Annotated in this window: 22 protein-coding genes; 10 read left to right on the forward strand and 12 right to left on the reverse strand. The window is 53.2% G+C overall.

The genetic code is table 11. From position 1 onward, the window contains the following. Positions 1–93 precede the first annotated feature (93 nt). Positions 94–1,914, forward strand: coding sequence for a sigma-54-dependent Fis family transcriptional regulator (locus tag NNL38_RS20830; RefSeq protein ID WP_255390778.1), 1,821 nt, complete (start codon positions 94–96; stop codon positions 1,912–1,914). Here the strand turns inward: NNL38_RS20830 and NNL38_RS20835 are convergent. Next, complete coding sequence (locus tag NNL38_RS20835) at positions 1,911–2,792, reverse strand: LysR family transcriptional regulator (RefSeq protein ID WP_255390779.1); 882 nt, start codon at positions 2,790–2,792, stop codon at positions 1,911–1,913. The two genes, NNL38_RS20830 and NNL38_RS20835, sit on opposite strands and share 4 nt — an antisense overlap. Positions 2,793–2,876: 84 nt before the next feature. After that, positions 2,877–3,974: a GlxA family transcriptional regulator gene (locus NNL38_RS20840; RefSeq protein WP_255390780.1), complete on the reverse strand. Its 1,098-nt coding sequence runs from the start codon at positions 3,972–3,974 to the stop codon at positions 2,877–2,879. Positions 3,975–4,060: 86 nt separating this feature from the next. On the opposite strand from NNL38_RS20840, the gene NNL38_RS20845 reads away from it, so the two are divergent. Further along, on the forward strand, positions 4,061–4,777 hold the full coding sequence (locus tag NNL38_RS20845; protein ID WP_255390781.1) for an HD domain-containing protein: 717 nt from the start codon (positions 4,061–4,063) through the stop codon (positions 4,775–4,777). A gap of 223 nt (positions 4,778–5,000) precedes the next feature. Further along, positions 5,001–5,522, forward strand: coding sequence for a copper resistance protein NlpE (locus NNL38_RS20850; protein WP_255390782.1), 522 nt, complete (start codon positions 5,001–5,003; stop codon positions 5,520–5,522). Positions 5,523–5,615: 93 nt separating this feature from the next. Here the strand turns inward: NNL38_RS20850 and NNL38_RS20855 are convergent, their stop codons facing one another. The 3 genes from NNL38_RS20855 to NNL38_RS20865 form a co-directional block, all read right to left on the reverse strand. Then, positions 5,616–7,451, reverse strand: coding sequence for a hybrid-cluster NAD(P)-dependent oxidoreductase (locus NNL38_RS20855; protein ID WP_255390783.1), 1,836 nt, complete (start codon positions 7,449–7,451; stop codon positions 5,616–5,618). Positions 7,452–7,645: 194 nt separating this feature from the next. Continuing rightward, positions 7,646–8,287, reverse strand: coding sequence for a nitroreductase family protein (locus NNL38_RS20860; protein ID WP_255390784.1), 642 nt, complete (start codon positions 8,285–8,287; stop codon positions 7,646–7,648). A 58-nt stretch (positions 8,288–8,345) separates the two neighbouring features. Then, positions 8,346–9,236, reverse strand: a complete 891-nt coding sequence (locus NNL38_RS20865) for an EamA family transporter (protein WP_255390785.1) — start codon at positions 9,234–9,236, stop codon at positions 8,346–8,348. Positions 9,237–9,362: 126 nt separating this feature from the next. On the opposite strand from NNL38_RS20865, the gene NNL38_RS20870 reads away from it, so the two are divergent. The 3 genes from NNL38_RS20870 to tnaA all read left to right on the forward strand — a co-directional run bounded on the left by NNL38_RS20870 (position 9,363) and on the right by tnaA (position 12,017). After that, complete coding sequence (locus tag NNL38_RS20870) at positions 9,363–9,902, forward strand: MarR family winged helix-turn-helix transcriptional regulator (protein WP_255390786.1); 540 nt, start codon at positions 9,363–9,365, stop codon at positions 9,900–9,902. 293 nt (positions 9,903–10,195) lie between these two features. Further along, on the forward strand, positions 10,196–10,270 hold the full coding sequence (gene tnaC / locus NNL38_RS24805; RefSeq protein ID WP_369414639.1) for a tryptophanase leader peptide: 75 nt from the start codon (positions 10,196–10,198) through the stop codon (positions 10,268–10,270). Positions 10,271–10,529: 259 nt separating this feature from the next. After that, positions 10,530–12,017, forward strand: a complete 1,488-nt coding sequence (gene tnaA / locus NNL38_RS20875) for a tryptophanase (RefSeq protein WP_255390787.1) — start codon at positions 10,530–10,532, stop codon at positions 12,015–12,017. A gap of 243 nt (positions 12,018–12,260) precedes the next feature. On the opposite strand, the gene NNL38_RS20880 is transcribed toward tnaA, so the two are convergent. Both NNL38_RS20880 and NNL38_RS20885 read right to left on the reverse strand, forming a co-directional pair. Further along, positions 12,261–13,568 carry a DASH family cryptochrome gene (locus NNL38_RS20880; protein WP_255392299.1) on the reverse strand — a complete coding sequence of 436 codons (1,308 nt, stop codon included), beginning with the start codon at positions 13,566–13,568 and terminating at the stop codon, positions 12,261–12,263. A 131-nt stretch (positions 13,569–13,699) separates the two neighbouring features. Further along, positions 13,700–14,623 carry a DMT family transporter gene (locus NNL38_RS20885; protein ID WP_255390788.1) on the reverse strand — a complete coding sequence of 308 codons (924 nt, stop codon included), beginning with the start codon at positions 14,621–14,623 and terminating at the stop codon, positions 13,700–13,702. A 134-nt stretch (positions 14,624–14,757) separates the two neighbouring features. On the opposite strand from NNL38_RS20885, the gene NNL38_RS20890 reads away from it, so the two are divergent. After that, positions 14,758–15,651 carry a LysR substrate-binding domain-containing protein gene (locus NNL38_RS20890; RefSeq protein ID WP_255390789.1) on the forward strand — a complete coding sequence of 298 codons (894 nt, stop codon included), beginning with the start codon at positions 14,758–14,760 and terminating at the stop codon, positions 15,649–15,651. A 69-nt stretch (positions 15,652–15,720) separates the two neighbouring features. On the opposite strand, the gene NNL38_RS20895 is transcribed toward NNL38_RS20890, so the two are convergent. From NNL38_RS20895 to NNL38_RS20905, 3 genes are all read right to left on the reverse strand, one after another. Further along, the gene (locus NNL38_RS20895) at positions 15,721–16,290 is read right to left on the reverse strand and encodes a porin family protein (RefSeq protein WP_255390790.1); all 570 of its coding nucleotides are present in this window, start codon (positions 16,288–16,290) and stop codon (positions 15,721–15,723) included. A gap of 189 nt (positions 16,291–16,479) precedes the next feature. Then, positions 16,480–17,412 carry a DUF3179 domain-containing protein gene (locus NNL38_RS20900; protein WP_255390791.1) on the reverse strand — a complete coding sequence of 311 codons (933 nt, stop codon included), beginning with the start codon at positions 17,410–17,412 and terminating at the stop codon, positions 16,480–16,482. Positions 17,413–17,518: 106 nt separating this feature from the next. After that, a complete protein-coding gene (locus NNL38_RS20905; protein ID WP_255390792.1) occupies positions 17,519–18,673 on the reverse strand; it encodes a serine hydrolase domain-containing protein in 1,155 nt (384 codons plus the stop codon). A gap of 277 nt (positions 18,674–18,950) precedes the next feature. Between NNL38_RS20905 and NNL38_RS20910 the strand changes: the two genes are divergently transcribed. Next, positions 18,951–19,502, forward strand: coding sequence for a 3'-5' exonuclease (locus NNL38_RS20910; RefSeq protein ID WP_255390793.1), 552 nt, complete (start codon positions 18,951–18,953; stop codon positions 19,500–19,502). Between the two features lie 62 nt (positions 19,503–19,564). On the opposite strand, the gene NNL38_RS20915 is transcribed toward NNL38_RS20910, so the two are convergent. Next, entirely contained in the window at positions 19,565–20,020 is a 456-nt protein-coding gene (locus tag NNL38_RS20915; RefSeq protein WP_255390794.1) for a hotdog fold domain-containing protein, read from the reverse strand. 358 nt (positions 20,021–20,378) lie between these two features. Between NNL38_RS20915 and NNL38_RS20920 the strand changes: the two genes are divergently transcribed. Further along, on the forward strand, positions 20,379–22,178 hold the full coding sequence (locus tag NNL38_RS20920) for a hypothetical protein (protein ID WP_255390795.1): 1,800 nt from the start codon (positions 20,379–20,381) through the stop codon (positions 22,176–22,178). Positions 22,179–22,262: 84 nt separating this feature from the next. Beyond that, on the forward strand, positions 22,263–24,368 hold the full coding sequence (locus tag NNL38_RS20925) for a YjbH domain-containing protein (RefSeq protein ID WP_255390796.1): 2,106 nt from the start codon (positions 22,263–22,265) through the stop codon (positions 24,366–24,368). Positions 24,369–24,432: 64 nt separating this feature from the next. Here NNL38_RS20925 and NNL38_RS20930 read toward each other — a convergent pair whose 3' ends face one another. Next, complete coding sequence (locus NNL38_RS20930) at positions 24,433–25,419, reverse strand: DUF3187 family protein (RefSeq protein ID WP_255390797.1); 987 nt, start codon at positions 25,417–25,419, stop codon at positions 24,433–24,435. Positions 25,420–25,520 lie beyond the last annotated feature (101 nt).

The following is a 25,520-nucleotide window of genomic DNA, read 5'->3' on the forward strand; positions in this document are numbered from 1 at the left end:
TTAAATTCACTCAGAGCAGCGGTAACTGCTTGAAACTGTTCAAGTGTTACAAAATGGAACAGTTGCTCTGTGACAACCTGGAACAGTTGGCTTATGCACCCATTTCCCGAGACCGATCTATCCCCCTGGCGTGACAATTGGCTGGAACAGTCCTGGCGCCGCAGTGAACAGGCCGGGCTGGCGCAACAACAGGCCCCTGAGCATGTCCGGCTGGATCAGCAGCAGTTGTCAGAGCGTCAGTTCCATGCCCAGGGATTGATCCGGGTGGTCGAGCAATGGGCCTTGCCCTTGTTTAATCAGATGCTGGCCGGCTCCAACAGCCGGTTGCTGCTGACCGATCAGGAAGGGGTGATTATCGGCGCCTGGGGGCAGTCGCGTTTTGAACAGCGGCTGACCAGTATTGCGCTGGAGTCCGGCGTATGCTGGCAGGAGAGTCTTAAAGGCACCAATGCGATTGGCACCGCGCTGGCCGACCAGCGGGTGGTCTCGGTGATCGGGGATCAGCATTTCATCCGCCAGCACCGGTTTATCAGCTGTTCGGCCGGGCCGGTGTTCGGGCCGACCGGGGCACTGCTGGGGGTGTTAGATATCACCAGTGAGCAGCAAGTGCATTCGGAGCAAGTCCGCATGCTGATCCAGACCATGGTGCAGCAGGTTGAGAATGCGCTGTTGTGCCAGATCCCGAACGGCAAATTCCGGGTTGATATCGCCTGTGATTCAGCACTGTTTGACAGCGGCTGGCAGGGGATTGTGATTGCTGATGCCGGCGGTCGGATCTTGGCAAAAAATGCCGTGGCGACCCGGTTACTGGCACAGGCCAAGTGTGCCGGGGAGCAACTGGAAGCACTGCTGGCGCGTCCGCAAACCGGGGCCAGCGCTATGATGCTTCCGGCCGGAGAGCTGGTGCTCAATTGCCAGCCGCTTGAAACGTCCGGCCATGAGCCGACACCGCGTTCTCGGGTGTATTCCCCGTCTTGTCCGCTTCATTACGGCGATGATCAGATTGAACAGGCCTGGCAACAGGCGTGCAAACTGATCAACAAAGACATCAGCCTGCTGATCCTCGGGGAAACCGGGGTCGGCAAGGGAGAATTTGTCAAACAGCTCCACCGCCATAGCCAGCGCCATGCCGGGCCACTGGTCGCGGTCAATTGCGGTGCACTGCCGCAGGAGCTGATTGAATCTGAGTTGTTCGGCTATGCGCCGGGGGCGTTTACCGGGGCCAGCAAACAGGGCTACCACGGCAAAGTGCGCCAGGCCGATGGCGGGATATTGTTCCTCGATGAAATTGCCGATATGCCGTTGGCCGCTCAGTGTCGTCTGCTGCACGTCCTGCAGGAAAAAGAAGTGGTACCGATTGGTTCGAATCAGGCACAGCAAGTCGATATCCAGATCATCGCCGCGACCCACAAGAACCTGGAGCAACTGGTGGCTGAAGGCTTGTTCCGCCAGGATCTCTACTACCGGCTCAATGGCCTGATCCTGACCTTGCCGGCTTTGCGCGAGCGCCAGGACCGGGCGGATTTGATTGCGGCAATCCACCGTCAGCACCGGCACCAGGCGCAGGAAATCTGTCCGCATCTGATGCAGTTGCTGAGTACTTACGCTTGGCCGGGCAATATTCGTGAGCTGGACAACGTGTTACGGGTGGCGACTTTACTGTCCGATCATGCCGCGCAGCTGACGCTGGCGCACCTGCCGCAGCATATTGCGACGCCGCTGGTGCAGCAGTCGCAGCCCCGGACGGCACAAGCGTCGGGAACCGGCAAAGATCTGCGTACCACTCTGTCTGATACCCTGCTCGAGACCTACCGCGCCAACAAAGGCAATATCAGCAAGACGGCCCGGATGCTGGGGATCAGCCGCAATACCCTGTACCGCAAACTCAGAAAGCTTGGGGTCCGTTCAACCTAAACGGGCTTATTCTGAAGTTGTTCGCTGAGGTAATCCACCAGAAGCCGGACTTTCGGTGACAGGTGACGATTGTGGGGGTACAGGGCGTAGATCCCGTCGTCATTTTCGGTGAACTGAGTCAGCAAGGGAATGAGCCGACCGCTGTCGAGATGGGGTTGGACGTAATAGTCCGGGAGCTGGACAATGCCTAGGCCTTTGAGTGCTGCATCGGTCAGGGCATGGCCGCTGTTGCAGCGCAGTGAACCTTTCACCCGGATATTACGGGACTTGCCGCCTTCCTGAAATCGCCAGTAATCCAGCGTGCCTTTGAGGCAGTTATGGGCATCAAGCTCAGACAGGGAGTCCGGGCGGCCGAAGCGGGACAGGTAGTCCGGTGAAGCACACACGTAAATGGCCCGGGTGCCGAGCCGTTTGGCCATCATGCTGGAGTCTTCCAGTTTGCCGAGGCGGATCGCCAAATCAAACCCTTCCTCAATCAGATCCACCTTGTTGTTTGACAGGTGCAAATCAATCGTCAGATCGGGATACCGGCAGGCGAAATCATTTAGCAACGGGGCAATTGTCCCTTCGCCATAGGTGACCGGTGCGGTGATCCGCAGGGTTCCCCGGGGCGTGCTCTGCAGGTGCGTGATGGCTCGCTCCGCTTCTTCCAGGCCGTCCAGCACCTGGCGGCAGTGCTGGTAATAGACGCGGCCGACTTCGGTGGTCGAGACCTTGCGGGTGGTGCGGTAGAACAGCTTGGTGCCCAGCCGGGTTTCCAGAGCGCTGATCTGGCGGCTGACCTGAGCGGTTGATATGCCGAGCCGCTTGGCCGCGGCGGTAAAACTTTCCGCTTCCGCCACGGCGACAAACTCACTGACACCTTCCCAATTGAACATATTCTTTTCCATCACAGACTGAGGGGGTGGAGCGAAATTGTGAGGAAATTTGGCGTAAATGCAAGCCTTGTTCCCGATATCGACTCAGGGCTCAGCTTGTCCCTGTGCCTGCATTTCCGGGGCCGGGCTGCGAAACGCTTTGCGATAGGCGCTCGGGCTGGTGCCAACCATCTGCAGGAATTTCTTGCGCAGATTCGCAGCGGAGCCTAGGCCGCTTTCCCCAGCCACCTGCTCGATGGAACGTTGGGTCGACTCCAACAGTTGCCTGGCGAGGTGGATCCGGCGCTGGAGAAGCCAGGTCGTGGGCGGCATCCCCAGTTGCTCGAGAAACCGACGATGCAAAGTGCGAGGGCTCACGGCGCTTCGCCGGGCCAGTTCGGTCACGGAGATTGCTTCAGCCAAATGGGCTTCGGCCCATTGCAATAGCGGCTGAAGTGAGTACGCACTGTCGGCCACCGGCGGGGTGGGGATGAATTGTTTCTGCCCGCCGCTGCGCTCCAGTGGCATGACCGACATTCGGGCACAGTGGGCGGCGGCCTGAGCGCCGACATCGCTGCGGATCAGATGCAAACAGAGATCGACCCCGGCCAGGGCACCTGCTGAAGTCAGTAGCTGGCCGTGGTCGATGTACAGCACATCCGGATCGACAGTGATGGTCGGATACTTTTCTCGGAGCAACCCGGCATAGTGCCAGTGGGTGGTGGCCCGGCGTCCGTCCAGTAGACCCGTGGCCGCCAGTACAAACGCCCCGGTACAGATGGAGGCGATTCGGGCACCGCGTTGGGCCGCCTGTCGTACGGCGCTTAATAGTGCCTCAGGTAACGGGGCGAGCGGATCATGAAGGCCGGGCAGGATCACCGTATTGGCCTGGATAAGATCCTCGACTGTGTGTGGCGCTGCGAGAGTGCCAAACGGGTGCCGGATCACGGGCGAATCGGCACACAGTTTCACCTGATACGGGTGGTCTCCGTTGCTTAAGATGACGCGCGAAAAGGTATCGCAGGGCAGGAAAGCATCGGTTGGTACCACGCCGTCATAGAGCGCCACGGCGATCTGATGCCGGGCTTGCGGGACGCGCTCACTTGATACTGCTTTATCTGATCGTTGCTTGTCTATTGCTGGATTATTGCTTGCTTCTTCGCGGAATGATTGCATTGTCTGATTTGTTGCGTTCATTGTCATATCGGCCACTTGGGGATTGTGGCAGATCCGGTACAGTTTTCAACCGAATCTGGCGCAATTGATTGCTTGAACAAGGAGATAGAGATATGAGCGCGTTAACCACCACCAAGCCCAAACCGGGAAAAGCCTGTATGCTGTGTCACCTGGCATCCGGCGCTGTGACATCATCGCTCAGCAAGGCCCGGAGTCGGATACGCCGCCACCAGCCGCCTTATCTGCCGCCGGAAGCGTACGCGATCCCGGACAGTGCGTTGAGCCAGAAAGCTCTGGCGCTGGTGACCGAGTGTAGTCCGACGTTTCTGTTAAATCACTCGCTGCGCAGTTATGCCTTCGGACTGGCGATGGCCCATAAGGTGAAGCAGCCGATCGATCAGGAAGTCTTTTTTGTCGGTTCTGTGATGCATGATCTCGGCCTGACCGAGACTTACGCGGGTGCGGAGACGTTTGAGATTGAAGGTGCACGGGCGGCCCGCGAGTTTTGCCTGAGGCACGATCTGGCACCCCAGAAAGCGGATCTGGTGCATGAAATGGTGGCGTTGCACAATTCGGTGGGGGTCGCGCACCGCTGCGATCCGGAAATCGCACTGCTGCATTTTGGTGCCGGGGCTGATGTGGCCGGGCTCTGGGGCCATGATCTGAACCGGCGGACGATCGCGGAGGTCTTGGCCCGTTTCCCGGAGGAAGGTTTTAAACCGGGAATGATTGCCCTGATTGAGCAGGAAGTTCAACGCAAGCCGCAAAGCTACATGTCGACGCTGGTCGAGCTCGGCTTTCTTAAGCAGATGGCAAAAGCATGCTGGTAGGTTGCCTTTACGGCGTGGAGCGGGCTGAGAATCAGCAGGCCGGATTACTGTGTTTTTCACTACACTCAAGGGAGCCTTTGGCGCGGGTCCTATTCTGTATTTGACAAAGTCTTGATATTCGACTGTTTTTTTGACTGAGCCCTAACCTGGCGATGACGCTGCGCGCACAAAAGGGTCACTATAATTGCACTGTGTTCGATGCTTTAGAATTGAAGGAGTCATCATGAAAAAGACATTACTGGTACTGGCGATTGCTGGTTTGGCGCTGGCTGGTTGTGATCAGCAATCCTCATCGACTCAGGAGCAAACCGACGCTGCCGCGGTGCAGGCCCAGCAAACAGACGTTGTTGATACCGCTGGCGTTGAGCAGGCAGAGACGAAAGCCGCTGCTGAACAGGAAGTTTATGTTGATGCAGCTCATAACGCTCAGAATGCCCTGGATTGGAACGGAACCTATCAAGGCACCCTGCCTTGCGCCGATTGCGATGGGATTAAAGTGACGCTGACTCTGAATACGGATGGCACGTATTCGCTTACCGAAAAATATTTGGGGAAAGAAAACGGTGAGTTCTCCTCAAACGGGAATTTCAACTGGAATGCGGCCGGAAATACGATTTCGGTTCCGTCTGATGACGGCGCATTTGCCCAGTATTTTGTCGCTGAGAATCAGTTGTTCCGCCTGGATCAGGAAGGCCAACGGATCACCGGCGATTTAGCTGAGCAGTATGTGCTGAGTAAGCAGTAATTCGGTACGCTGAAAAAGGCTATGCCCGGCAAATGCCGGGCATAGTTGTATCCGGCAACGGTGCATTGACTGATTGCCGGGGGGATGGAAGGGTCAGGACACCACTTCGATATCCGTTTTCGGAATACAGCAACAGGCCAGCACCCGACCGGCTTCGCGATCGCCCGGCAACAGGGCCGGTACATCCGGTTGCTCGACCTGCCCTGATTCCAACGTTACTTTACAGGAGCCGCAGAATCCGGCGCGACAGCTGTAAGCCATACCCAGTCCGGCATCTTCAGCCTGATCCAGCAGGGTTTTCTGGTTATCTCCCTCAAACAGGTTGCCATCCACGCTAATTGTGACGGCTTTGACCGGCGCGGCGTTGCCCCGGATCGGGCCGAAGGCTTCCTGATGATAGTGGGACTCATCCAGGCCGCGGGCCAGCAGCAGGCGTTTGGCCTCACTCATAAACTCTCCCGGACCGCAGACAAAGACCTGGCGCTCATTCAGGGCCGGAATCTGGTTCAGGTGTACGTTATCCAGACGACCTGTGAGCCCCTGCCATGACGTATCCGGACGGCTGAGGGCGATCTGCACGCTTAGCTGCGGGAACTGTGCGCTCAGTAAATCCAATTCTTGCTGGCATGGAATGTCCTGCCGGGTGCGGCACTGATGATAAAACACCACATCCTTGATTTGCTGATGGTCAGCCAGATAGCGCAGCATGGAGAGCATCGGGGTGATCCCGCTGCCTGCCGAGAGCAGGAGCAGCTTGTCGGTATGAACACCCAGATGGAAGCTGCCGTTCGGCTGCTCGGCCACCAGGCTGTCACCGACCTGGAAGTGATCATGAAGCCAGTTAGACACCCGCCCTTCATCGACACGTTTGACGGAGATGGCGTAACGGCCGGGGCGCGACGGGCTGGAAGAAAGGGTGTACCGGCGGGAGATAAACTCGCCATTGATTTCCAGTTGGATCGGCAGGTGCTGGCCCGGCTGATAGGCGGGCAGGGTCTGCTGTTTGACCGGTTCGAGCCAGAAGGTACAGAAATCCCGGGCAATGGTTTCACGCTCGACGCAGGTGAGCGTCAGATTCAGGGTGCTGTTGTCGGGATAAACTTCTTTGGGTTTGGTTTCCAGTACCTCAACCAGATCGCCGGCTCTGATCACGCCTTCGTTACGGGCGACGAGATTCTGACCGAAAAAGACATCACCGCTCTGATCGGCGCGGAATTTCAGCAGGGTGGCAAGCGGCTCTTTGCGTTCGTTGAACTGGCCGGTTTTCGGGTCGACCGTGGTCAGAATACAGCGCGCGCAGGGTTTCACCGCCTCGAATTCCACTTCCCCGATCCGAATGCGTTTCCAGCTGTCCTCGGCAAACGGCTCGGTGCCGGAAACCACCAGGTTGGTGCGAAACTGATCCATTGAATGGCGCTGGGTGCTGCGATCGTTCAGCGCTTGCAGCGAACCTTCACTGATCACTAGCATTGGGTAACCGTCGGCAAAGCTGACGTTTTGCCGGATTTTCGGCCGCACCCGGTTGGATTGCTCACCAGTGAATAGCAGTTTGACCGGCTCGCCGAGGAGATGGCTGAACCAGGCATCGGCTTTCGACGTGGTGGTATAGGCGCTGAAGCTGTCTTTCCACACCTGGGTATCGGTTTCGTTCAGGGCGAACTGATCGTATTTCAGTACCAGCGGCGACATCTCCGGGTAGCTCAGGGTCAGGCCCTGCGGCTGGAGCGTGGTGGTCACTTTGACCAGGGCCGGGTGCTTGCGGGCGGTGATCATACTGCCGTCGGGCTTGGCGACCATAAAGCGGCGATCGAAGCTGAGGCCTTGCCTTTCGACCCAGGCCTGCGACAGGCTCAGGCCGCGAATTGATTTGACCGGAAAGACGTTGATTTGCGAAAGCACGGCGGCTTGCGGGGTGGCTGACTGACTCACGTTCACTTCCTTGTGTAATATTATGGCTGTTATTTTTCGTCGCTATTTTAACAAACGGCGCGGCAGAATCATCGGCTTAGGTAGAATTTATGTGCGTAGGTGCATTTAGGCGGGGTAGGATTAGGTTCGAAAGCTGAGGCATCGTCTGATGAAAGGCCGGCGGGAAGTGGCCGGAGTGGCCACTTCCCGAAAGATTAGCAGATGTCCAGGATTGCCTCGACTGGTTTGCGGACTTTCTGCGGCCAGTTGCCCTCGCTCGCATAACCAACCGTGACCAGCAACACCGGAATATCCTGCGCACTTAAGCCAAATTCCGCGACAATACCGTCCGCGTCAAAGCCGCCGACCGCACCGGACGCCAGACCCATGCCTTCGGCCGCAATGATCAGGCTCATGGCCGATAATGAGGCGGAGCGGATGGCTTCATCTCGTTGTAACTGGCGGTCATTTTCGTGCATTGATGTGACCGTATCTACCCAGGATTGCTGAATCGCGGGAGAGATGATCTGCTTGTCAACGGACAGTTGCAATGTCTTGGCCAGTTCCCGGTATCCTTCCATCTGGCCACAGACGATATACGTCACCGCGGCCGCTTTGATCTGAGGCTGGCCGTAGGCCAATGCCGACAGTTTTTCTTTGCTCTCCGGTGTGTGTACCGCGACAAAGTACCAGTTTTGCATATTAAATGCCGATGGGGAAAAACTTGCCAGGCGAACCAGCTCGCGGATGGTTTCCGGCGCCAGGGTTTTCTCTGGATCATAGAGGCCGGTTGTCGAGCGAGATTCCAGCAGGTTGGCAACGGTGTTTTGTGCAGTAGCGCTGCGTGTCAAGTTCATGATGATTTCCTCGTAATGATTTGGATGATGTGTTCAATTAGTAAATGTCGTGTTTGGCTCAGGCTTTCTGAGGTTGCAGCTGTTTTGGTGCGGGCTGCCATTGGAGCACGGTAATGGCTATCAGCACGGTCAGGATGCCGCCCATCTGGCGAAGATCCAGGAACTGATCCAGCACGACCCAGCCGAGGACGAGTGCGGTGAGCGGGCTCAGCAGCCCCAGCGCCGAAACAGAGGTGGGTGACAGCAGCTTGATGCCACGGAACCACAGGGTGTAGGCAATCAGGGCACCGAAAATCGTCAGGTAGCCATAGCCCATCATGTTTTCCGGGGTCAGTTGCGGTAGCGGCGGATCGACCAGCATGGCGACCGGGGCCAGGAACAAGCCGCCGATAAACAGTTGCCATCCGCTAAAGGCCAGCAGGGGAATGCCGGTTTGCCAGCGACGGGACAGGAAAGTGCCCAAGGCCATGGCGCCAGTCCCGGCAGCGGCTGCTGCTAAGCCGATGGGATCCCACTGGCTGTCGGGAGAGACAAACAGCAGTGACATCCCCAGGATGCTGGCAAGCGCAGCCCCTAACGTCACCAGTGCGGGCCGGTTGTGATCGATAGACCAGGCCAGCAACATCACCAGCAGGGGCTGAATCGCCCCGACCACAGCGGCAATGCCGCCCGGCAGGCGGTAGGCCGCAACAAACAGCAGCGCCTGGAAGATCCCGATATTGAGCAGCGACAGGGTGATCAGTTTGGGCCAGATCCGGGCCGGCAGTGCCGCCCGGCTCCACAGGATCAGCAGCAATCCGGCTGGCAGGCAGCGGATTAACGCTGCGGTGAAGGGGCGATCCGGCGGCAGCCATTCAGTCGTTACAATATAGGTGGAGCCCCAGATCACCGGCGTGAGTGCCGTCAGTAGGGTGTTGAAAACAACTTTGTTTGCAGTGAAACCTGTCATGGTGTCCTTCCTTGTAAATTTATCTTTATTTCAAGATAAACTTACTTTGGATGTTGTTTGTCTTGATGTCAAGATAAAATTGTGACAAATTGAACACCCTCAATGACAATGAAGAAGGATGCAGAGATGAGCAAATTAGACGTCAAGCCGGAAAATGGTGCGGAGCAGACGAACCTACCTGCGGATGCAGTTGATGCCATTATTAGCCAGTGGCAAAACGAACGGCCTGATTTAAGTCTGGGAGCGATGGCCACTTTTGGTCGCCTCAAACGCTGCTCGGTACTCTCGCAACCGATGCTGGATAATACATTTTCTAAGTTCGGACTCAGTGGCTGGGAATTCGACGTGCTGGCGACCTTGCGTCGTTCCGGCGCGCCGTATCGGCTGGCGCCGACAACCTTGTTTTCGACCTTGATGATCACCTCCGGAACCATGACGCACCGGATGAAGCGGCTGGAAAGCAGTGGGCTGATCGAGCGTCTGCCCAACCCGAATGATGCCCGCAGCATGTTGGTTCAGCTGACGGACAAAGGGCTGGATTTGATTGAAAAGGCAGTGAGTGCTCATGTCAATAATATGGAATCCCGACTGGAGGCTTTGGATGCAACCCAGAAGGCGAAGCTGGATGAGGGGCTGAAAGTACTCTTGTCGGTTCTGGAATCCTGATCGCAGGTAATGCGGGAGCCGGAAGCGGTCAACCAGGCGGCCTTGGGCCGCCTGTTGGATGTATGGATAGGCACCGTGGCCAGAAGGTACCATGGTTAAATTCGGGAAATGTTAGATTTTTGTTGTGGAGATCTCGTTTTGATATTTTGATGAAAGACGCCTACGCTGATTTATAGATAATGATACATAGGACATTTGGAAGCTTAGTTTTCAAATGACCCTAATTTTCGAATAAGCATAGTTTTAAATAAGCATCGTTTTAAAATGACCGTGGCTTTCAAATAGGTGTTGTGATGAATAAATTAGTCATACTCAGCGATTGGTTTACCCTCGACTATAAAATTGCCTTCTTTTTCCCTTCGTACTAATCCTGCCTGCACATGTTCTGTGCACTGAATGATTGTCTCTGTTGTTGATAGAACCGGGTTTCTCCCATTGTAGTCTAATTTATTTTTCAGAGCGTCAATCTCATCAGTTTTTGATAGTGCCGTCACCATTGAGTAAATGAATGGTGTATGGGTTTCTATTGTCAAAAAGTAAATGCTTTTCATCGTTCTCTTATTGGCTCGTCCTGTACTTGATGGAGGCCTGTTCGAGTAACGAGAAAACAGAACCAAGGGTTTTAAAATGGAAAACTTTAAACATTTACCTGAGCCATTTCGTATTCGTGTGATTGAGCCGGTCAAAAGAACAACCCGGGAATATCGCGAGCAAGCCATTCTGGAAGCCGGAATGAACCCATTTCTGCTCGACAGTGAAGATGTGTTCATTGATTTACTGACCGACAGCGGCACCGGTGCGATCACCCAGGAGATGCAGGCGGCGATGCTGCGCGGCGATGAAGCCTACAGCGGCAGCCGTAGTTATCATGCCCTGGCGGATGCGGTGAAAGACATTTTTGGTTATCAATACACGATCCCGACGCACCAAGGGCGGGGTGCGGAACAAATTTATATTCCGGTACTGATTAAAAAGCGTGAAAAAGAAAAAGGACTGGATCGCGGTAAAATGGTGGCATTGTCGAATTATTTCTTTGATACCACCCAGGGCCATACCCAAATTAACTGTTGCGTGGCAAAAAATGTTTATACTGAAGACGCGTTCGACACCTCAGTTGAGGCGGATTTTAAAGGAAATTTTGATCTGGAAAAATTAGAGCAGGCAATTCTGGAAGCCGGTCCGGCCAATGTGCCTTATATTGTCAGCACCATTACCTGTAATTCTTCCGGGGGGCAGCCGGTCTCCATCGCTAATTTAAAATCTGTGTATGAGATTGCCCGAAAGTATGATATTCCGGTGATCATGGATTCGGCCCGTTTTGCGGAAAATGCGTATTTTATTCAGCAGCGCGAGCCGGGGTATCAGGATTGGTCGATTCAGGACATTACTCGCGAGTCCTATAAATATGCTGACGGGCTGGCGATGTCTGCCAAGAAAGATGCCATGGTACAGATGGGCGGGCTGCTTTGTTTTAAAGACGACACGCTGTTCGATGTTTACACCGAGTGCCGCACGTTGTGTGTGGTGCAGGAAGGCTTTCCGACCTATGGCGGGCTGGAAGGGGGCGCAATGGAACGTCTGTCCGTTGGCCTCTACGAAGGGATGCGTCAGGACTGGCTGGCGTACCGGATCGGTCAGGTCAAATATCTGGTCGACGGGCTGGAAGCGGTCGGCATCGTTTGTCAGCAGGCTGGTGGTCATGCGGCGTTTGTCGATGCCGGGAAGCTGTTGCCGCATATTCCGTCCGAGCAATTCCCGGCCCATGCGCTGGCCTGTGAGCTGTATAAAGTCGCCGGGATCCGTGCGGTGGAAATCGGCTCTTTGCTGCTGGGACGCGATCCGGCCACCGGTGAGCAGATGCCTTGTCCGGCAGAATTGCTGCGTCTGACGATTCCGCGGGCAACCTATACCCAGACGCACATGGACTTCATCATTGAGGCGTTCGAGAAAGTGAAAGCCAATGCGATGCATGTGAAAGGGCTGACTTTCACCTACGAGCCGGAAGTGTTGCGCCACTTTACCGCCCGGCTCAAAGAAGTGGAGACGGCTCCGGTTTTTACGCCAGCCAGGGAATCGGCGCAGCAAACCATCGCAGCAATCATCGCTGAGGAGTAAAACCCAAACACTACTGCTATCGTTCCTGCTACAGCTCTGATAAATGCGCTAAACAGTATTCAGCCCGGTCCAGCACGGCTTGTTGTCGGTCCGGGCTGAGCTGCTCGCCAAGGATCAGCTGCAGTGTTCGATAGTTTGTCTTGCGCATCAACATTGAAGAATAACGGTGGGTGTGAAATGGCGTCTGAGGCCGTGGCCGAGTTGCTTCGGGGTCGTTGAATGGCTTCAGCGTCGTGATTTGCTTCAGAGTTGAGGCCAGTCAGCAGCATCCATGGCATCCAGGTTGCCGTCGTGTTGATCGCCTTTCCACTTACGGATAAAGGCGCCGTCCGGATCATAACGTTGGGTCTGTTTTTCCAGATGAAAATGGCGATGTTCTTTGGGATCGGCACCGACTCCGGCGATGTACTGCCAGTTGCCCCAGTTTGACGCCACATCGTAATCAAGCAGTTGCTGTTCAAAGTAGGCGGCGCCGTAGCGCCAGTCCAGGCTCAGCTCATGGACCAGACAGCTGGCAACCAGTTGCCGGCCCCGATTTGACATATATCCGGTTTGATTAAGCTGGTGCATACAGGCGTTCACGATGGGGTAAGGCGTATTGCCGTTACACCAGCGTCGGTAGCGCTCGGCATAGTAACTGGTGTTGGGCCGGTGAGGCTTGATGCCTTGAAAGGCGAACAGCCTGGTCGGGTAACGATGGGCATACCACTGAAAGTATTCGCGCCACAGCAGTTCAAACTTGATCCAGGCAGTTGAGTTGTTGCGCTCAACGTGGCTTTCGTAGTGCTGTAGGCGCTCGATCAGGGTGTTGGCTGAAAGGCTGCCCAGCGCCAGCCAGGGCGAGAGCTTGGTGGAGTTCTCCCAACCGTCAAGGGCATTTCGGGTCTGTTTGTAGTCGCTGGGGGCACGACTGGCGAAATAGCCCTCAAGTTGTCTGAGCGCCGCTTGTTCACCACCTTGAAAAACAGAAGGGCGATGGGTGAGCAGCGGGCTCAGCACATCAAAATGGAGCATATTTTTTGGGGGCGGTGGTAAACGGGCCAAGTCCGGGAGCGGCTGCCGGATCGGCAGATCATCAACCAGCTTGCGAAACTGCGAGAAGGTGGGCGGAAGCTGCTCAATGTGGAACGGAAGCGCTTCCGGGGTAAAGAGCGTATGGCTGGGCGTGGTGGTGAATATCAGGTAAGGATAGCGTTCGGTCAAAGTTTGCCAGCTTTGGTTTTCATAATATCCGGCATGCTGGCTGCGATAGAGGCGGGTGATATTGTATTGGGTAATGAGTGCCGGCAGTGTGTTCAGCGGATGTTCCAGTACAATCAGCAGTTGTTGTCCGAGCTCGGTGAGTTGCAGGTCCAGATCGGCCAGTGACTGCAGGAGAAACTGCTGGCGCCAGGGGCCGAGTGGGTTGGTGTGATAGGGCAGTCGGTTGACTTTACTCAGGGGCAGGCAGTAAACACACAGCAGGGTGTCGACTTCATCGGCTGCCCGCTGTAGCGCGGGATTGTCATGCAGTCGCAGATCATTGGAGAACAGATAAAGTCCGGTTGTCATCATCACCGCCTGATCGTTTGTTTTATGTTGATGATTAATAACTATAGATCGGCGGCATTGCGGTCAACTGGGTTTTCTGTATTCAGTGAGTGAAAGCCCGGATCACATGAGCGATGTTTGATATTGCAAACTCAGGGATGTGCTGTTGGTCTGCGGTGACGAAGAGCCTGCAACCAGCCGGGCCCGAAAGTATTGAGCACAGTGGCGATGATAATCAGCGCAATGCCGCTGATTTGATGCCCGTGCAGTTGTTGCTCAAAGAAGCTGAGTTGCCAGATCAGGGCAAAGGCCAGGTTGGTATAGATGAGCGGGGCAAGTTGGGAGCCGGTTTGGGCATACTGGTAGGCTTTGGCCCGGCACAATTGGGTGTTGGTGGTACTCACCGCCAGCAAGAGCAGAAAAAGTAACGCCAGGTTTTCTGGAGCTGTGATGGCCAATTCGGGTAAACCATGTCGCCAGACGTCTGCCAGCGCCAGGGGCAGCATAAAGAGGCCGGCCATGAGAAAACACCACCCATTGAGTGCTGTTGCAGGGAGTTGACTTTTACTGCCCCGAAACAGGGTGAGTTGTGAGCAAGCGTTAAAGAATCCGGCGGCCAAGCCTACCAGCAGTTCCGGGCGTATGTTGATGCCTTGCGAGCTTTCTGCCTGAAGCAGGACGCCGACAAAGGTGATGGCCAGGCAGGCCAGTGTCAGCGGTCGTACCGGGGTTTTGAAAATCATTTTTTCTAATAAAGGGATGAACAGGGGGCCGGTACTGAACAGCACCACGCTTTCAATCAGGGTTAAGGTGTTCAGGGCGATCAAAAAACAGATCTGACTGCCGATGATGCACAGTGAGCGCAGGGTAATACTCCGCCAATGCGAGCGGGCCGGGACGACCCACCCGGAGACTTTCAGCATCGCCAGCATGAACACTGCGGGTAAAATAAAGCGCAGGAAACCCAGGGTTTCGATGCTGAAGCTGTCGGTGAGCCATTTGGCGAGCAGGCCGTTCAAAGACAGGCTGAAAGTAGAGGCCAGCATCAATAAGACTGGCCGGAAATCGGTTGTCATTGGCACCTCCTGAGTGGTTGTATATGACTGGTGGGCTGTTGTGGCCTGTGCTGAGTTGTTGCGGTCAGTGTAGGCGGCTTGCAGGAATCAAAAAAGCGAATAATACTGACCAAAATGGTTAGAAAAACTTACAAATGAAAAAGCTCGTTCCTTTAAAGTCTATTTATGCCTTTGTCGCGGTGGCTGAAACCGGGAGTATGACGGATGCGGCCGAGGTGCTGTATGTCAGCCATTCTGCGGTGAGCCAGGCGATCAAGGCGCTGGAAGCGCAACTCAACCGGCCGCTGTTTCGCCGCGTCGGACGCCGGGTTGAGCTGAACGCGGCCGGCCGGAAGTACTATCGTCAGGTAGCGCCGGCACTGACCCAGATTGTCGAAGCCAGCGAGTCGTTGGCCCGGGAAGCGAGCAGCAACCGGTTGACCTTGAACATGGTGAACTCCCTGGCGCTGCACTGGTGGATCCCCAGAGTGCCCGACTTTCAGCAAGCCGCACCGCAGATTGACGTGCGGATTTCCACCTTGAACCATGTATTTGATCTGGAACAGGAAGGTGTTGATGTTGCCTTAATCCACGGTCAGCCGGAAGACTGGCCGGGTTATCACTGTGAAAAGCTGGGAGATGATGCGCTGATCATGGTCTGTAGCCCTCATCTGCTGGCTCAGCCACAAGAATCCCCTCAGCAGCTGCTAAGTCGTTATCCGCCGATTTATGTGGCCAATCCCCGTCGGCAAGATGACTGGCAGCTTTGGTGCCAGGCAAGCGAAGTATCGGTGCCTTCTTCACAGAAAAACTTAACATTTAACACCTCTGTGCAGGCGGTTCAGGCGACTATTCGTCAATTGGGTATACTGATCACCCATCAGCAGTTTGTGCGCGATGAAATTGAGCTTGGCATGTTGGTTCAGGTGGGGCAAGCCGTGGTTCATCCGCAGCGGCATTTTTACCTGGTTTGTCCGCCGGACAGGCTTAAACAAGAGAGTGTGCAGGTACTCAGAAATTGGCTGCGTGGCGAGTTTTCCCGGGGCTAATTGATGATAGGGTGATTTTAGATAGGAATATTATCGGGGACGTGGTTGCCCCCGATAAGCGTGACAGGCTTAGAAGTGGTAAGCTAAGCCTACAGAGATGAAATCCACATCGAGTTCATCCAGGGTGTAGCGCTCAAATTCACCGCGGATAGAGAATCTGTCCATCTGGTAGACTGCACCGGCACCAAAGAAGGTATCCGTACCGTCATCCAGATCCTGGGTGAATGTAACATTACTGGCTGTGGCTTCTATTTCAGTATCCCAGAAATGAAAACCAAACTTACCGAATAGCTTAAAATGCTCACCTAGCGGTAGGTTACCAACGAGCGCGGCACCTAGTGAAGTTGACTCGACCTCTGCTTTTGCAAAGTTATTTTGAATGGTGACAGCTCCTAAGGTCGCAATATGAGCTTCCATGCTGATAAAATCATTGAAGTTAGCGCCACCGAAGAGTTTAAAGCCGGTATCTTCGTCATCAATAGAGAGGCCCATGGCTGATTCAAAAGCTCTTACTTCTTCAGTATCCAAATCTTGATAAGTCGTTTGACCCAGTGAGGCGCCAACATAACCACCGGCTGCGTTCGCCATGGCCGGGGAAAGGGCTGCAATCAGGCCTAAGCTAATCAGTGTTTTTTTCATTATATGTTCCTAGTTTGATATAACCGCGCAGGAGCATATAGACTAAATCATTCTTTATGAATGGCTTTTTCTTGCTTGTGTGAATTATGTCAATATTCCTGACATATTTGATCGTTGAATACATTAGCTTTGTATAAAAAATCCTCGATTCGACAGAGGGGCTATAGTTAGTCCTTTAGGCGGCAGGGCTTATGCCTTGAAAATCAATGAATCAGGGTAAAAAGCGTACCAGGCAAACCAATAGAGGATTGTGGTTGTGAGCAGTTGACCTTGCGGGTCTGTGATCCAGGCTGATTGATTGTCCTTGTCCCAGTGAATGAGGAGTCGGTTACCTTCAAAGGTGTATGAAAATTTTGGCTTATCTTGTTTTCTTAATTCTGAAAACGGAAAGGCGATGACGCTATTTTTTCCTTTATATCCCAACACGGTTTCTTTAGTTGGATAGCTGGCGGGTGCCTGATTGGCAACCGGGAAATAGAGGCGAGGGGAGCGGGCGTACCCAGCGTAGGGATCTTGCTGATAGTTGCGGACATAGCCGGTTTGGGTCGACAGCACCAGCGTTGCCGGATGTGCTTCACGCCAGGCCTGCCAGCGGGTCAAAGTCAGCGGGTATTGTTGGAGTGAGCGGCCTGATAACGAACCACTAATCGCCTTGCCCCGGATTTGCGACCAGAGCGATTCGGTCTGATGGTCATACATCAACACATCCGAATTGTAGAGTAATCCAGAGACGCCGAATGTCAAAGTCCGTCCCTGTTGTTTTGAAAGAAAAGCCATCCCGGAGCCGCAGAGCGGGCAGTAACTGACGATAAATGAACGGCCCTTGATTTTGTCATTCACAATCTCGTGCCAGTTCAGAATTTTGATTGGATAGGCTTTACTGACCCCACCCATGGAGAGGCCTAAGATCACATCATCAGGGGATAAAAACCGGGCTTGACTGGCAGCAACAAAGCGAGGCTTCAGAATTGCCGGAATGCCGTCTTTTCCCGGACCGCCGGATAAAATTTGCGACGCGGGAATGGTCAGGTTATCGAGAATAAAGCTATTGAAAGGCGCAGCCTGTAAACTCAAGGGTAAAGCGAAAAACAGTCCGTACAGCAAAGCCAATATCAGTTTCATACATCCCCCGGTATAACCCTCAAAGCGCAGATGACTCAGATCTGGACCGTGATTGTCTGGGGATATTTCAGCTTTTGTGGTCGTGTTAATGTTTTCGGGCAGATTGTTATGGGCTGTTCGCTAAAGACTCCGCGATCGCTCTGAAGGCAGTCAGGGCAAGTTCCATACTTTCATAATTGTTTTCCATAAAGCGGGTATCTGCGCTGTTTTTCACAATCACGACATCAGCCAAACGGTTGATGTAGATGTACTGGCCGTAGATGCCAATAGCGACAAATTCTTCGTTGGCGTGTTCCGGGATCCACCACTGATAACCGTATCCCCAATGGGTATTGGCGCTGTCTCTTTTTCCCGGTACCAAGTGTGGCGCATCCGGGGTGATACTGTCTTCAATCCACTGCGCCGGGATAATCTGTTCGCCATTGAATCGGCCGAAATCCCGATACAGTTTGCCAAATCGCAAGTAGTCCCGGCTTTTGATATTCAGGCCACCCAGTACCATGGGTTCCCCGGTGCTGTCGGTCAGGAAAATGGCATCGCCTTCGGGCTGGATTTTGGACCAGAGTTTGGCTTCAAAGTAGTCTGTGATCTTCTGCCCGGTGGCGGCGCGCAGCACCATGCCCAGGACATGAGTGTCGATACTGACATACGCCATGTAGGTGCCCGGTGTTCGCCACCGCTGTAACGTGGCGGCAAATTCATCAAAACTGCCCCCGAGCGCCATCAATCGACCCATCCGGTTGATGTCGCTGTTAAAATCGCCGTAATCCTCGTTGAAGTACACCCCACTGGACATTTGCAGCACATCTTTAATCGAAACGCCGTCATAACCGGAGCCTTTCAGGCCGGGGACATAATCCGTGACGGGTGTACTTAAGTCCGCAATGGCCCCTTCCTCAACCGCGATACCGAATAAGGCACTGAGAAATGACTTCGCCATCGACCAGGAGATCCTTGAGTCATGTTCATCGGTTCCTTGGTAATAGGACTCAAAGGTAATGGTATCGCCTTTGAGTACCACCAGGGCTGTAGTGCCGGAGGCAGACAGCCATTGTTGTATTGAGTGATCCGCGCCTTGATATGAAAAAGTGCTGGGGAGCGGTTGGGGGGACGCCTCAAATGGATCAACCGGGCCGGTACGTGTGATGGTGATCGAGGGAAAAATCTGCGCCATGTTCGAGAAGTTCTTCACGATGACAGCGGGCTCAAACAGACGCACGGTATGATAGAGCTGTCGTAGCTCGGTGTGAAAAAAGCCCATGCCTCCGATGAGGAGAATGAGAAGGGCTGCGGCCCATTGTACAATCCTTCGCTTCAAGGTGTTTCGCTCCGTCTGAGTTTTTCTTTTGATGAGTGTGGTGGATAGCGCTTGCAGTCACCAGAAAACGTCATCATGTAGTGAATGTTTTTCGCGTCAGCTCAAAAAGTCTTACCAGAACCGGCTTCATCGATTGTTGCTCTGATAGGCCTCGCCTTTGCCCATGTTGTCTTTGAAATGGTATCCTGCGTGCCCTTGTTAGTGTTGTGCCGGAAACAGAATGAATTTTAATCGTATCGTCTGCTTTGATCTCGAAATGTGCTGCTGGAATGATGGTCGGGAATCAAGGACCGGAGAAATCATCGAAATTGGTGTTGCGGAGCTGGATTTAGTCACGGGCCAAATCGTTCGCCGGGCACAATATTTCGTCAAGCCGGAGCACGACGAAGTGTCGCCGTTTTGTACCGAGCTGACAGGTATTAAGCCGGATGTCATTGACAAAAACGGTAAGCCGCTGGCGACGATTCTAAAATCCGTCGAGCAGAAGTTTGGTGGCCGGCATAAGATATATGCTGCCTGGGGGCGGGATGATGCGATTTTGCGGGCTGAATGCAAAGCCAAAGATTTGAAAGTCCCGTTTAATGAATACCTGAACCTGGCGACGCTGTTTCGCTTGCAACGTCATGTCACCAATAAGCGTTGTGGGCTGCGGGCCGCGATGGATATGGCGGGCCTGGAATGGGAAGGACGCCATCATTCCGGTTATGTCGATGCTTATAACCTCGCCCGACTGGCAAAGACCCTATTTCTGCCGGGAGAGCCTCAGTCTTGAGTTGAGGCCATCATGAAGACCGCCGTAATTGAGTTGGCAACGGCGGTATTTTAGACCCGCAATTAGATCAAACGGACATTCATCGTAATTTCGGCCCGAAAGACCAGGTTGCCCGCGGTATCTCTCACTTCTACGGGGACGTTTTTATCCCCTTCTGTGGTCCAGTCAATGGCCTCGCCCAGTGCTGTAGCTGTTAAATCCGTTGTCGCCTTTTTTAAATACGCAACCGTCATGCCCACGGGGATCCAGCGGCTTTTCACCGGCACAGAGACATCGGTCATCATGCCTGCGGCTAACTCAGCCATGTTGCACATCGCAATGGCATGGACGGTGTTGATGTGGTTTGTCACCCGACGCCGCTTTTTAATTCGAACTTTGGCAAGGCCCGGCTTTAATTCATGGATTTGTGGCTTGATTGACGCGAAATAGGGCGCTACCCAGCAGACAATAAAGGTGAAGATTTGCTGGCCAAACGGAAGCTTAGCCAGACGTTGATAGATCTTGAGGTTTTTTCGCATATTCATTCCTTGTTGCGATTCAATGTGATGAAAAACACCTGGTCCTACCAGATATTTTTATCACAAATACATGAGGTCGCAAACAAGACGTTTAAGTCAGGAGATTATTCGTGCTGCGATTATGTTGAATCGTTTATATTTCAGCAGCAATCATTGTTGTAATTGTCAAAAGTCGAAAAAGGTGGTGGGGAGAATGCTTCAGTACTGAGAATGATGGAGGTCGGGAAGGTGCATGAATTCACAAAAACGGAAGAAATTATGCAATCTGTTTTGTAATTCTTTTGTAAACCTCTGTGTATATCTTACTATGCATTCACTTTTTCAATGATGATTATAACTCCGATTCAAAGGATGAATTATGAGCCGCTCAAAATTTGCGTATAAGAAGCTCGCACTCACGGTCATGTTGGCCAGTGGTGTGTTGGCTGGTTGTTCTGACTCTGATGGGATCTCAAAAAAAACAGATCCAACCCCAACCCCGCCACCAGCCGCGAAAACGATCGTTAACCCGGTTTCTTTGATCTTTCAAAGTATTGATACGGGTGTATTAACTGACCAGGAAATCACTTTCACTTTGCGCGGCGAACAAGTGCAGTACCTTTTCGTTCAAGGTGCTGATGAAAATACAGATAAAGCCGAAGCGAATAGTAAATCCTATACAGCAAAATCTGGAACTGTTCAGATTAGCCGTGTTGATGGCGCTTCGGTGAATGAGTTTACTCTGGAATTGCATGCGACTTCGCCGGGTTTCTTTGCGACGGGTAAGAATATTCTGATCCCGGCTCAAAGCGCAGGTGTCGCAGGGAAAGAAGGTGCCAGTTATGATGTGTTCTTTACGCCGCTGGTACCTTCAAACGATGAAGCGCCGATTGCTGCTGCGCAAGAAACGATTAGCTCCGACAATGGTGGTGCAGTTGATCGTGAAATTACAATTGCAACACCGCCTCCAGCTGATCCTGACTCGGATCAAGCCAAAGCGATGGCAAACACCAAAGTTGAAATGAAGATCCCGGTGGGGACTCAGCTGTTGGACGCAGCTGGAGATCCTGTCACAGGAACGGTAACCGCAAATATTGTTCATTTTTCGAATGAGCCGAATGGGAATGCGAGCAATGAGTCGGTGTTAGATGCCTTCCCGGGGGGGCTGGAGCCGGATATCATTCTTGATGCAAACGGAGATGAAGACCCTGCTTTAGCTGGTGGTGGCTTTATTTCTGCAGGCTTTACCGCCATCCAACTGCAAAATGAACAAGGGGATACGGTTGCTCAGTTTGACCAGCCGATTACCCTGACGTTTGATGTACCGGCGGACACCATTAACCCGGAAACAAAAGCTAAAATCAAGACCGGAGAAACGATTCCGGTTTGGTCTTACGATGAAACAACAGGGCGCTGGAAAGCTGAAGGAGAAGGTACTGTCGGTGATTTGAATGCAGAAACGAATACCTTCACTTTAACCAAAAATATTACTCACTTGTCTTACTACAACTTGGATTATTTCTGGGGAAGCCGTTGCTATGCGGATATTAAGTTGGAAGAAGTGAACGGGAATGATTATAACCCAAGAGTGATCTTTACCCGTGCTGGTGGTGGTTGGAGTAAGAGTCAGTATATTTGGGGGATGGGAAAACATACATTCGCTCGTATACCAGCAGATGGTGCCGGTAAATTACAAGTGGTTTCCCGTAGTAATTATCGCGATGGGCTGATTAAATCTGTCACCCATAAAAATGGTACCGCGATTGCTGTTGCGAATGATGGCAGTATCACCCATAACTTCTGTGACCTGGATGGTTCGACTATTAAGATTGAATCTCCTGAAACCAGAACTTTGAATGTCTCGCTTGAAAGTAAGTGTTTGGACACTGGAGAAACGAAAGTTCAACCAGGTGTTGTCGAGGTTTACTCTCAAAACATGCGTCGCTACTTTGGTACGGTGACGCCAGCAATTGATAGTGCGGCATCTATACGCTTAGTACGGGCTGCTTATAAATTGAAAGGGACTATTTATACCGAAAAGTTTGGTAACCAGCAGGTTGATCAGAATGTTGTCGTAAATAAAGATACCAGTGTGACCCTCACATTCCCTATTGATAAATGTGGAACCACGACCGGCACAACAGGTACAACGGGTGCCAGCGGCGGTAGCGGCGGTTAATCATTATTGATAAACAAAAGGCAGGCGGAAGCCTGCTTTTTTCGCATCAGGTACAGATAAATAGACGTTGTAGTGAGCAGTTGAATGAAAGAACAACATGCGAAACAGAGGATGTTTCGTTGGGTTGGAGCGGGGATCCTGACGCTCTTCCCCTTGAGTGGGCAGGCCAACTCAACCATTGAATCGCATTTTTCCCAGACCGGCTTTACCGGCGCGCTTCGCACCCCGAATACCCAAACGCTGGCTTTTGGTGATATCTCATTAGGGTGGAATTTTGAAGACAATATTGATACCGGCAGCGGCTATTCAGATGGTGCCCATAATACCGTGATGTTGGGATTGGGGATTTTCCCCGGTTTTGAATTTGTTTCGCAAGATACTTATAAGCGATTTAACGGCGATGTCGGTTGGGGGAGTGCTGGCAGTGATCTCTCGTTCTCGGCAAAGCTCTCCAGTGCGGCGTGGTTTCCCGACTCGCCATTCTCCATTGCAATCGGCGCTCAGGATCTGGGCGGGATTGCCAGCCATCATGATAATCAGTATTTGGTGGCAGGTTATGATTGGCAAGGATTCAGACTGAGTGTCGGTTATGGCCGCGGCAGCGCGACCAACCAGATGGGCGTGAATTACCTTGAGGGCGGATTCGGCAGCCTGGAGTGGCAGACGTTTGACTGGCTGCAACTGATTACAGATTACGACGGCACCGGGATCAATGCCGGCGTTCGCCTTTCCACCCTCGATGGCTGGTTGCCCTGGCAGTCGCGCCTCAGCGCAACCTGGCAGTTCTATTCAGACAGTGAAACCAAAAATCGTGATAATGCCTACGCGGGTGTCCAGTTGTTGGTGCCGTTGTCGCTGTCACCATCTCAGCAGAAGATTGTCCCGCGCACCAAATCCTTGTGGCGGGAATATGAAGCTCCCGGTTTAGCGGCAGAGGCCGTCACAGAGAACCCGCCGCAGGCGTCGGAAGCCTTACCGCAGGCAAGTGCCGATGCTGCAGATATCGTCATGAAGCGATTGGCGGATCATGGCTTTCAACACCTCAAGGTGGCCGTGCAAGGCGATCATTTGAGTGTCGCGCTGGAAAATAACCGTTATCGGCGCAATGAAGTTGATGGGGTTGGTGTGGCCATGGGGATGATCAGCGATGCCTGGCCGGGTCGCTTTGATTTATACCTGCTGAATAACGGTATTCCGGTGACTAAAATCAGAGCCCAATCGCCGCGGGTTCAGGACTACTTCCGGGGGGATGCGCCGAGTGTCAGTGGGCTGAATATCTCTACAGTGTCTACCTATGATTATTACGCTGTCCCTTGGAGAGACCCATCGCGCGCTAATTCAGCCTGGATCCCGAATATTAACTTTTCGCCGAACTTGCGCTCGACCTTAGGCACGGAGTTTGGGGTATTTGACTATTCACTAGCCCTTGGCACCAACCTGGTATGGGATTTATGGCCCGGTGCCAGCCTTGATGTGCGCCACCTGTTGCCCTTGGCGGTCAGTGATGATGTTGAGCAGGTGTCCTGGCATCCGGTTGAAGAGCATGAAAATGAAGTCGACCGGATTCTGGTTCATCAGGCGTTTGGATTGCCGCTGGGCCTGTTTACCCAGTTTAGCTATGGTCGGGTGTATGGCGACTATATCGGCGGGATGAACGAATCCCGTTGGCAGTCAGCTAGTGGCCGACATAAGTTCTCGCTCCGGGTGGGGTATTTTGAGCAGGAAGATACCGAATTCGAAGCGGAGCCTCGGCTGTTGTCTTACCGCTATTACCTGCCGGAATGGGATTGGGCACTTGAAGTGCAAAATGGCGAGTACTGGCGGGGTGATACCGGCTCTGCGGTGAAGTCAAATCACTGGTTTGGGGATGTTCAGGTGATCATTGAAGCCCATACCGCGGGTGAAGAATACGCAGGGATGTATTTCAAAATTCCGCTCACGCCAAGACAGGAAATGAAACCAAAGTATGTCCAAGTCACCGGGATCGAGGAATGGCGCTGGGGTTACTATACCAAAACGTCGGGGGATGATAACCGGATCACGCCCGGAGCGATTTGGGAGCCGGAGCTGCAGCACAATATCGAGCGGCGTTATTTTAACCGCGATCGCCTCTCGCCGCTGTATATCCGTTCGCAGCAGCACCGGATGAAAGCGGCGTATCAGCAGTATGTTCTCGGTAACGCGGATTAATTTTGCGGACCTATGGTGTTTCAGCGGGGCCTAAGTGGGCCCCGTTGTTTTTCAGGTAACTGAGTTAAAATCGGTATCGATAGCCGAGGGTGAACGCAATATCAGTACTGTTATCCATGTTGAAGACATTCTCGACCACTGAGAATTCAATGGCGCTGTGCGGGAAGTGGTAACGATAACCCAGCAGGATTTCATGGGATGGCTCGGACAGATCCGAAGCAGCATCGGTTGCTCCCTCGTAGATGTGGTATTCCGTCAGTAAGCGGTGCTTGGCGGTCAGTTGATACTGGTAACCAATGCCCGCCGCCAAAGCGACGGTGTTGTAGGGGATATCAACCAGCACATGATCGTTCTTGCGGTAAGAGAGGCCCAGCATGCTGTAGAATGCGTGTCGATTACGCCGATAGCTGTAGTTGAGCTGGAGCGCTTGCTCAAAATTGCTGGTCTCGAAGGGACCGCTGGGAACATAGTTGTAATAGATTGCGCCACCGATTGAGAGGCCGTGGCGGGGCGTTTCCAGAAGTTGATAGCTGGTATAAAACGTAAAGGCATTCCCCAAAGTTTCATTGTTGAAATCATGGAGCTCAATTCCATATTCAGGAACAGACAGATCAAAGGAGTGATCTTCAACTTCATCCCGGCCGTTTTGCCCGATGCCGAAGAAATCATGGAATGATGTGGTGACATTGTCCAAGTGATTATTGGCAGTAAATCGCCAGGTGTAATCCAGCTCCACCAGCCACTTTTCATTGATTTGCCACAGGCCGCCGATAGAGAGCGCATTTTGATAGTAATCGGCGTTGTACTCCTCGGTGTGCGCCCAGACACTGGCGATGGTTGCGGTGGTATAGAGCTCTACTGTGCCGGGGGCATAGCTGAAACCACTACGCATGAGCGGGGTCAGGCTGTTGGACTGGATAGGCGACTGGGCGTAGGTTTTCAGTGGGCCATAGTCATCATCCCGTGAGGGTGGCTTAGCCAGCACCGCAGTCGAAAAGCTGACCGCAGCCAGTCCCGAAAGCGAATAGAGTGTGATACTGCTTTTTTTCATCACATTGCCGTTTGCGTTGTCTGTCTTGTTGAGCTGTCAAGCTTTATGAGAGGAGCTTTATAATTGAAGTTACCTGACCGTTGTCTGAATCAAGCTGTAAG

The sequence above is a fragment of the Photobacterium atrarenae genome, assembly GCF_024380015.1.
GTDB lineage: Bacteria > Pseudomonadota > Gammaproteobacteria > Enterobacterales > Vibrionaceae > Photobacterium > Photobacterium atrarenae.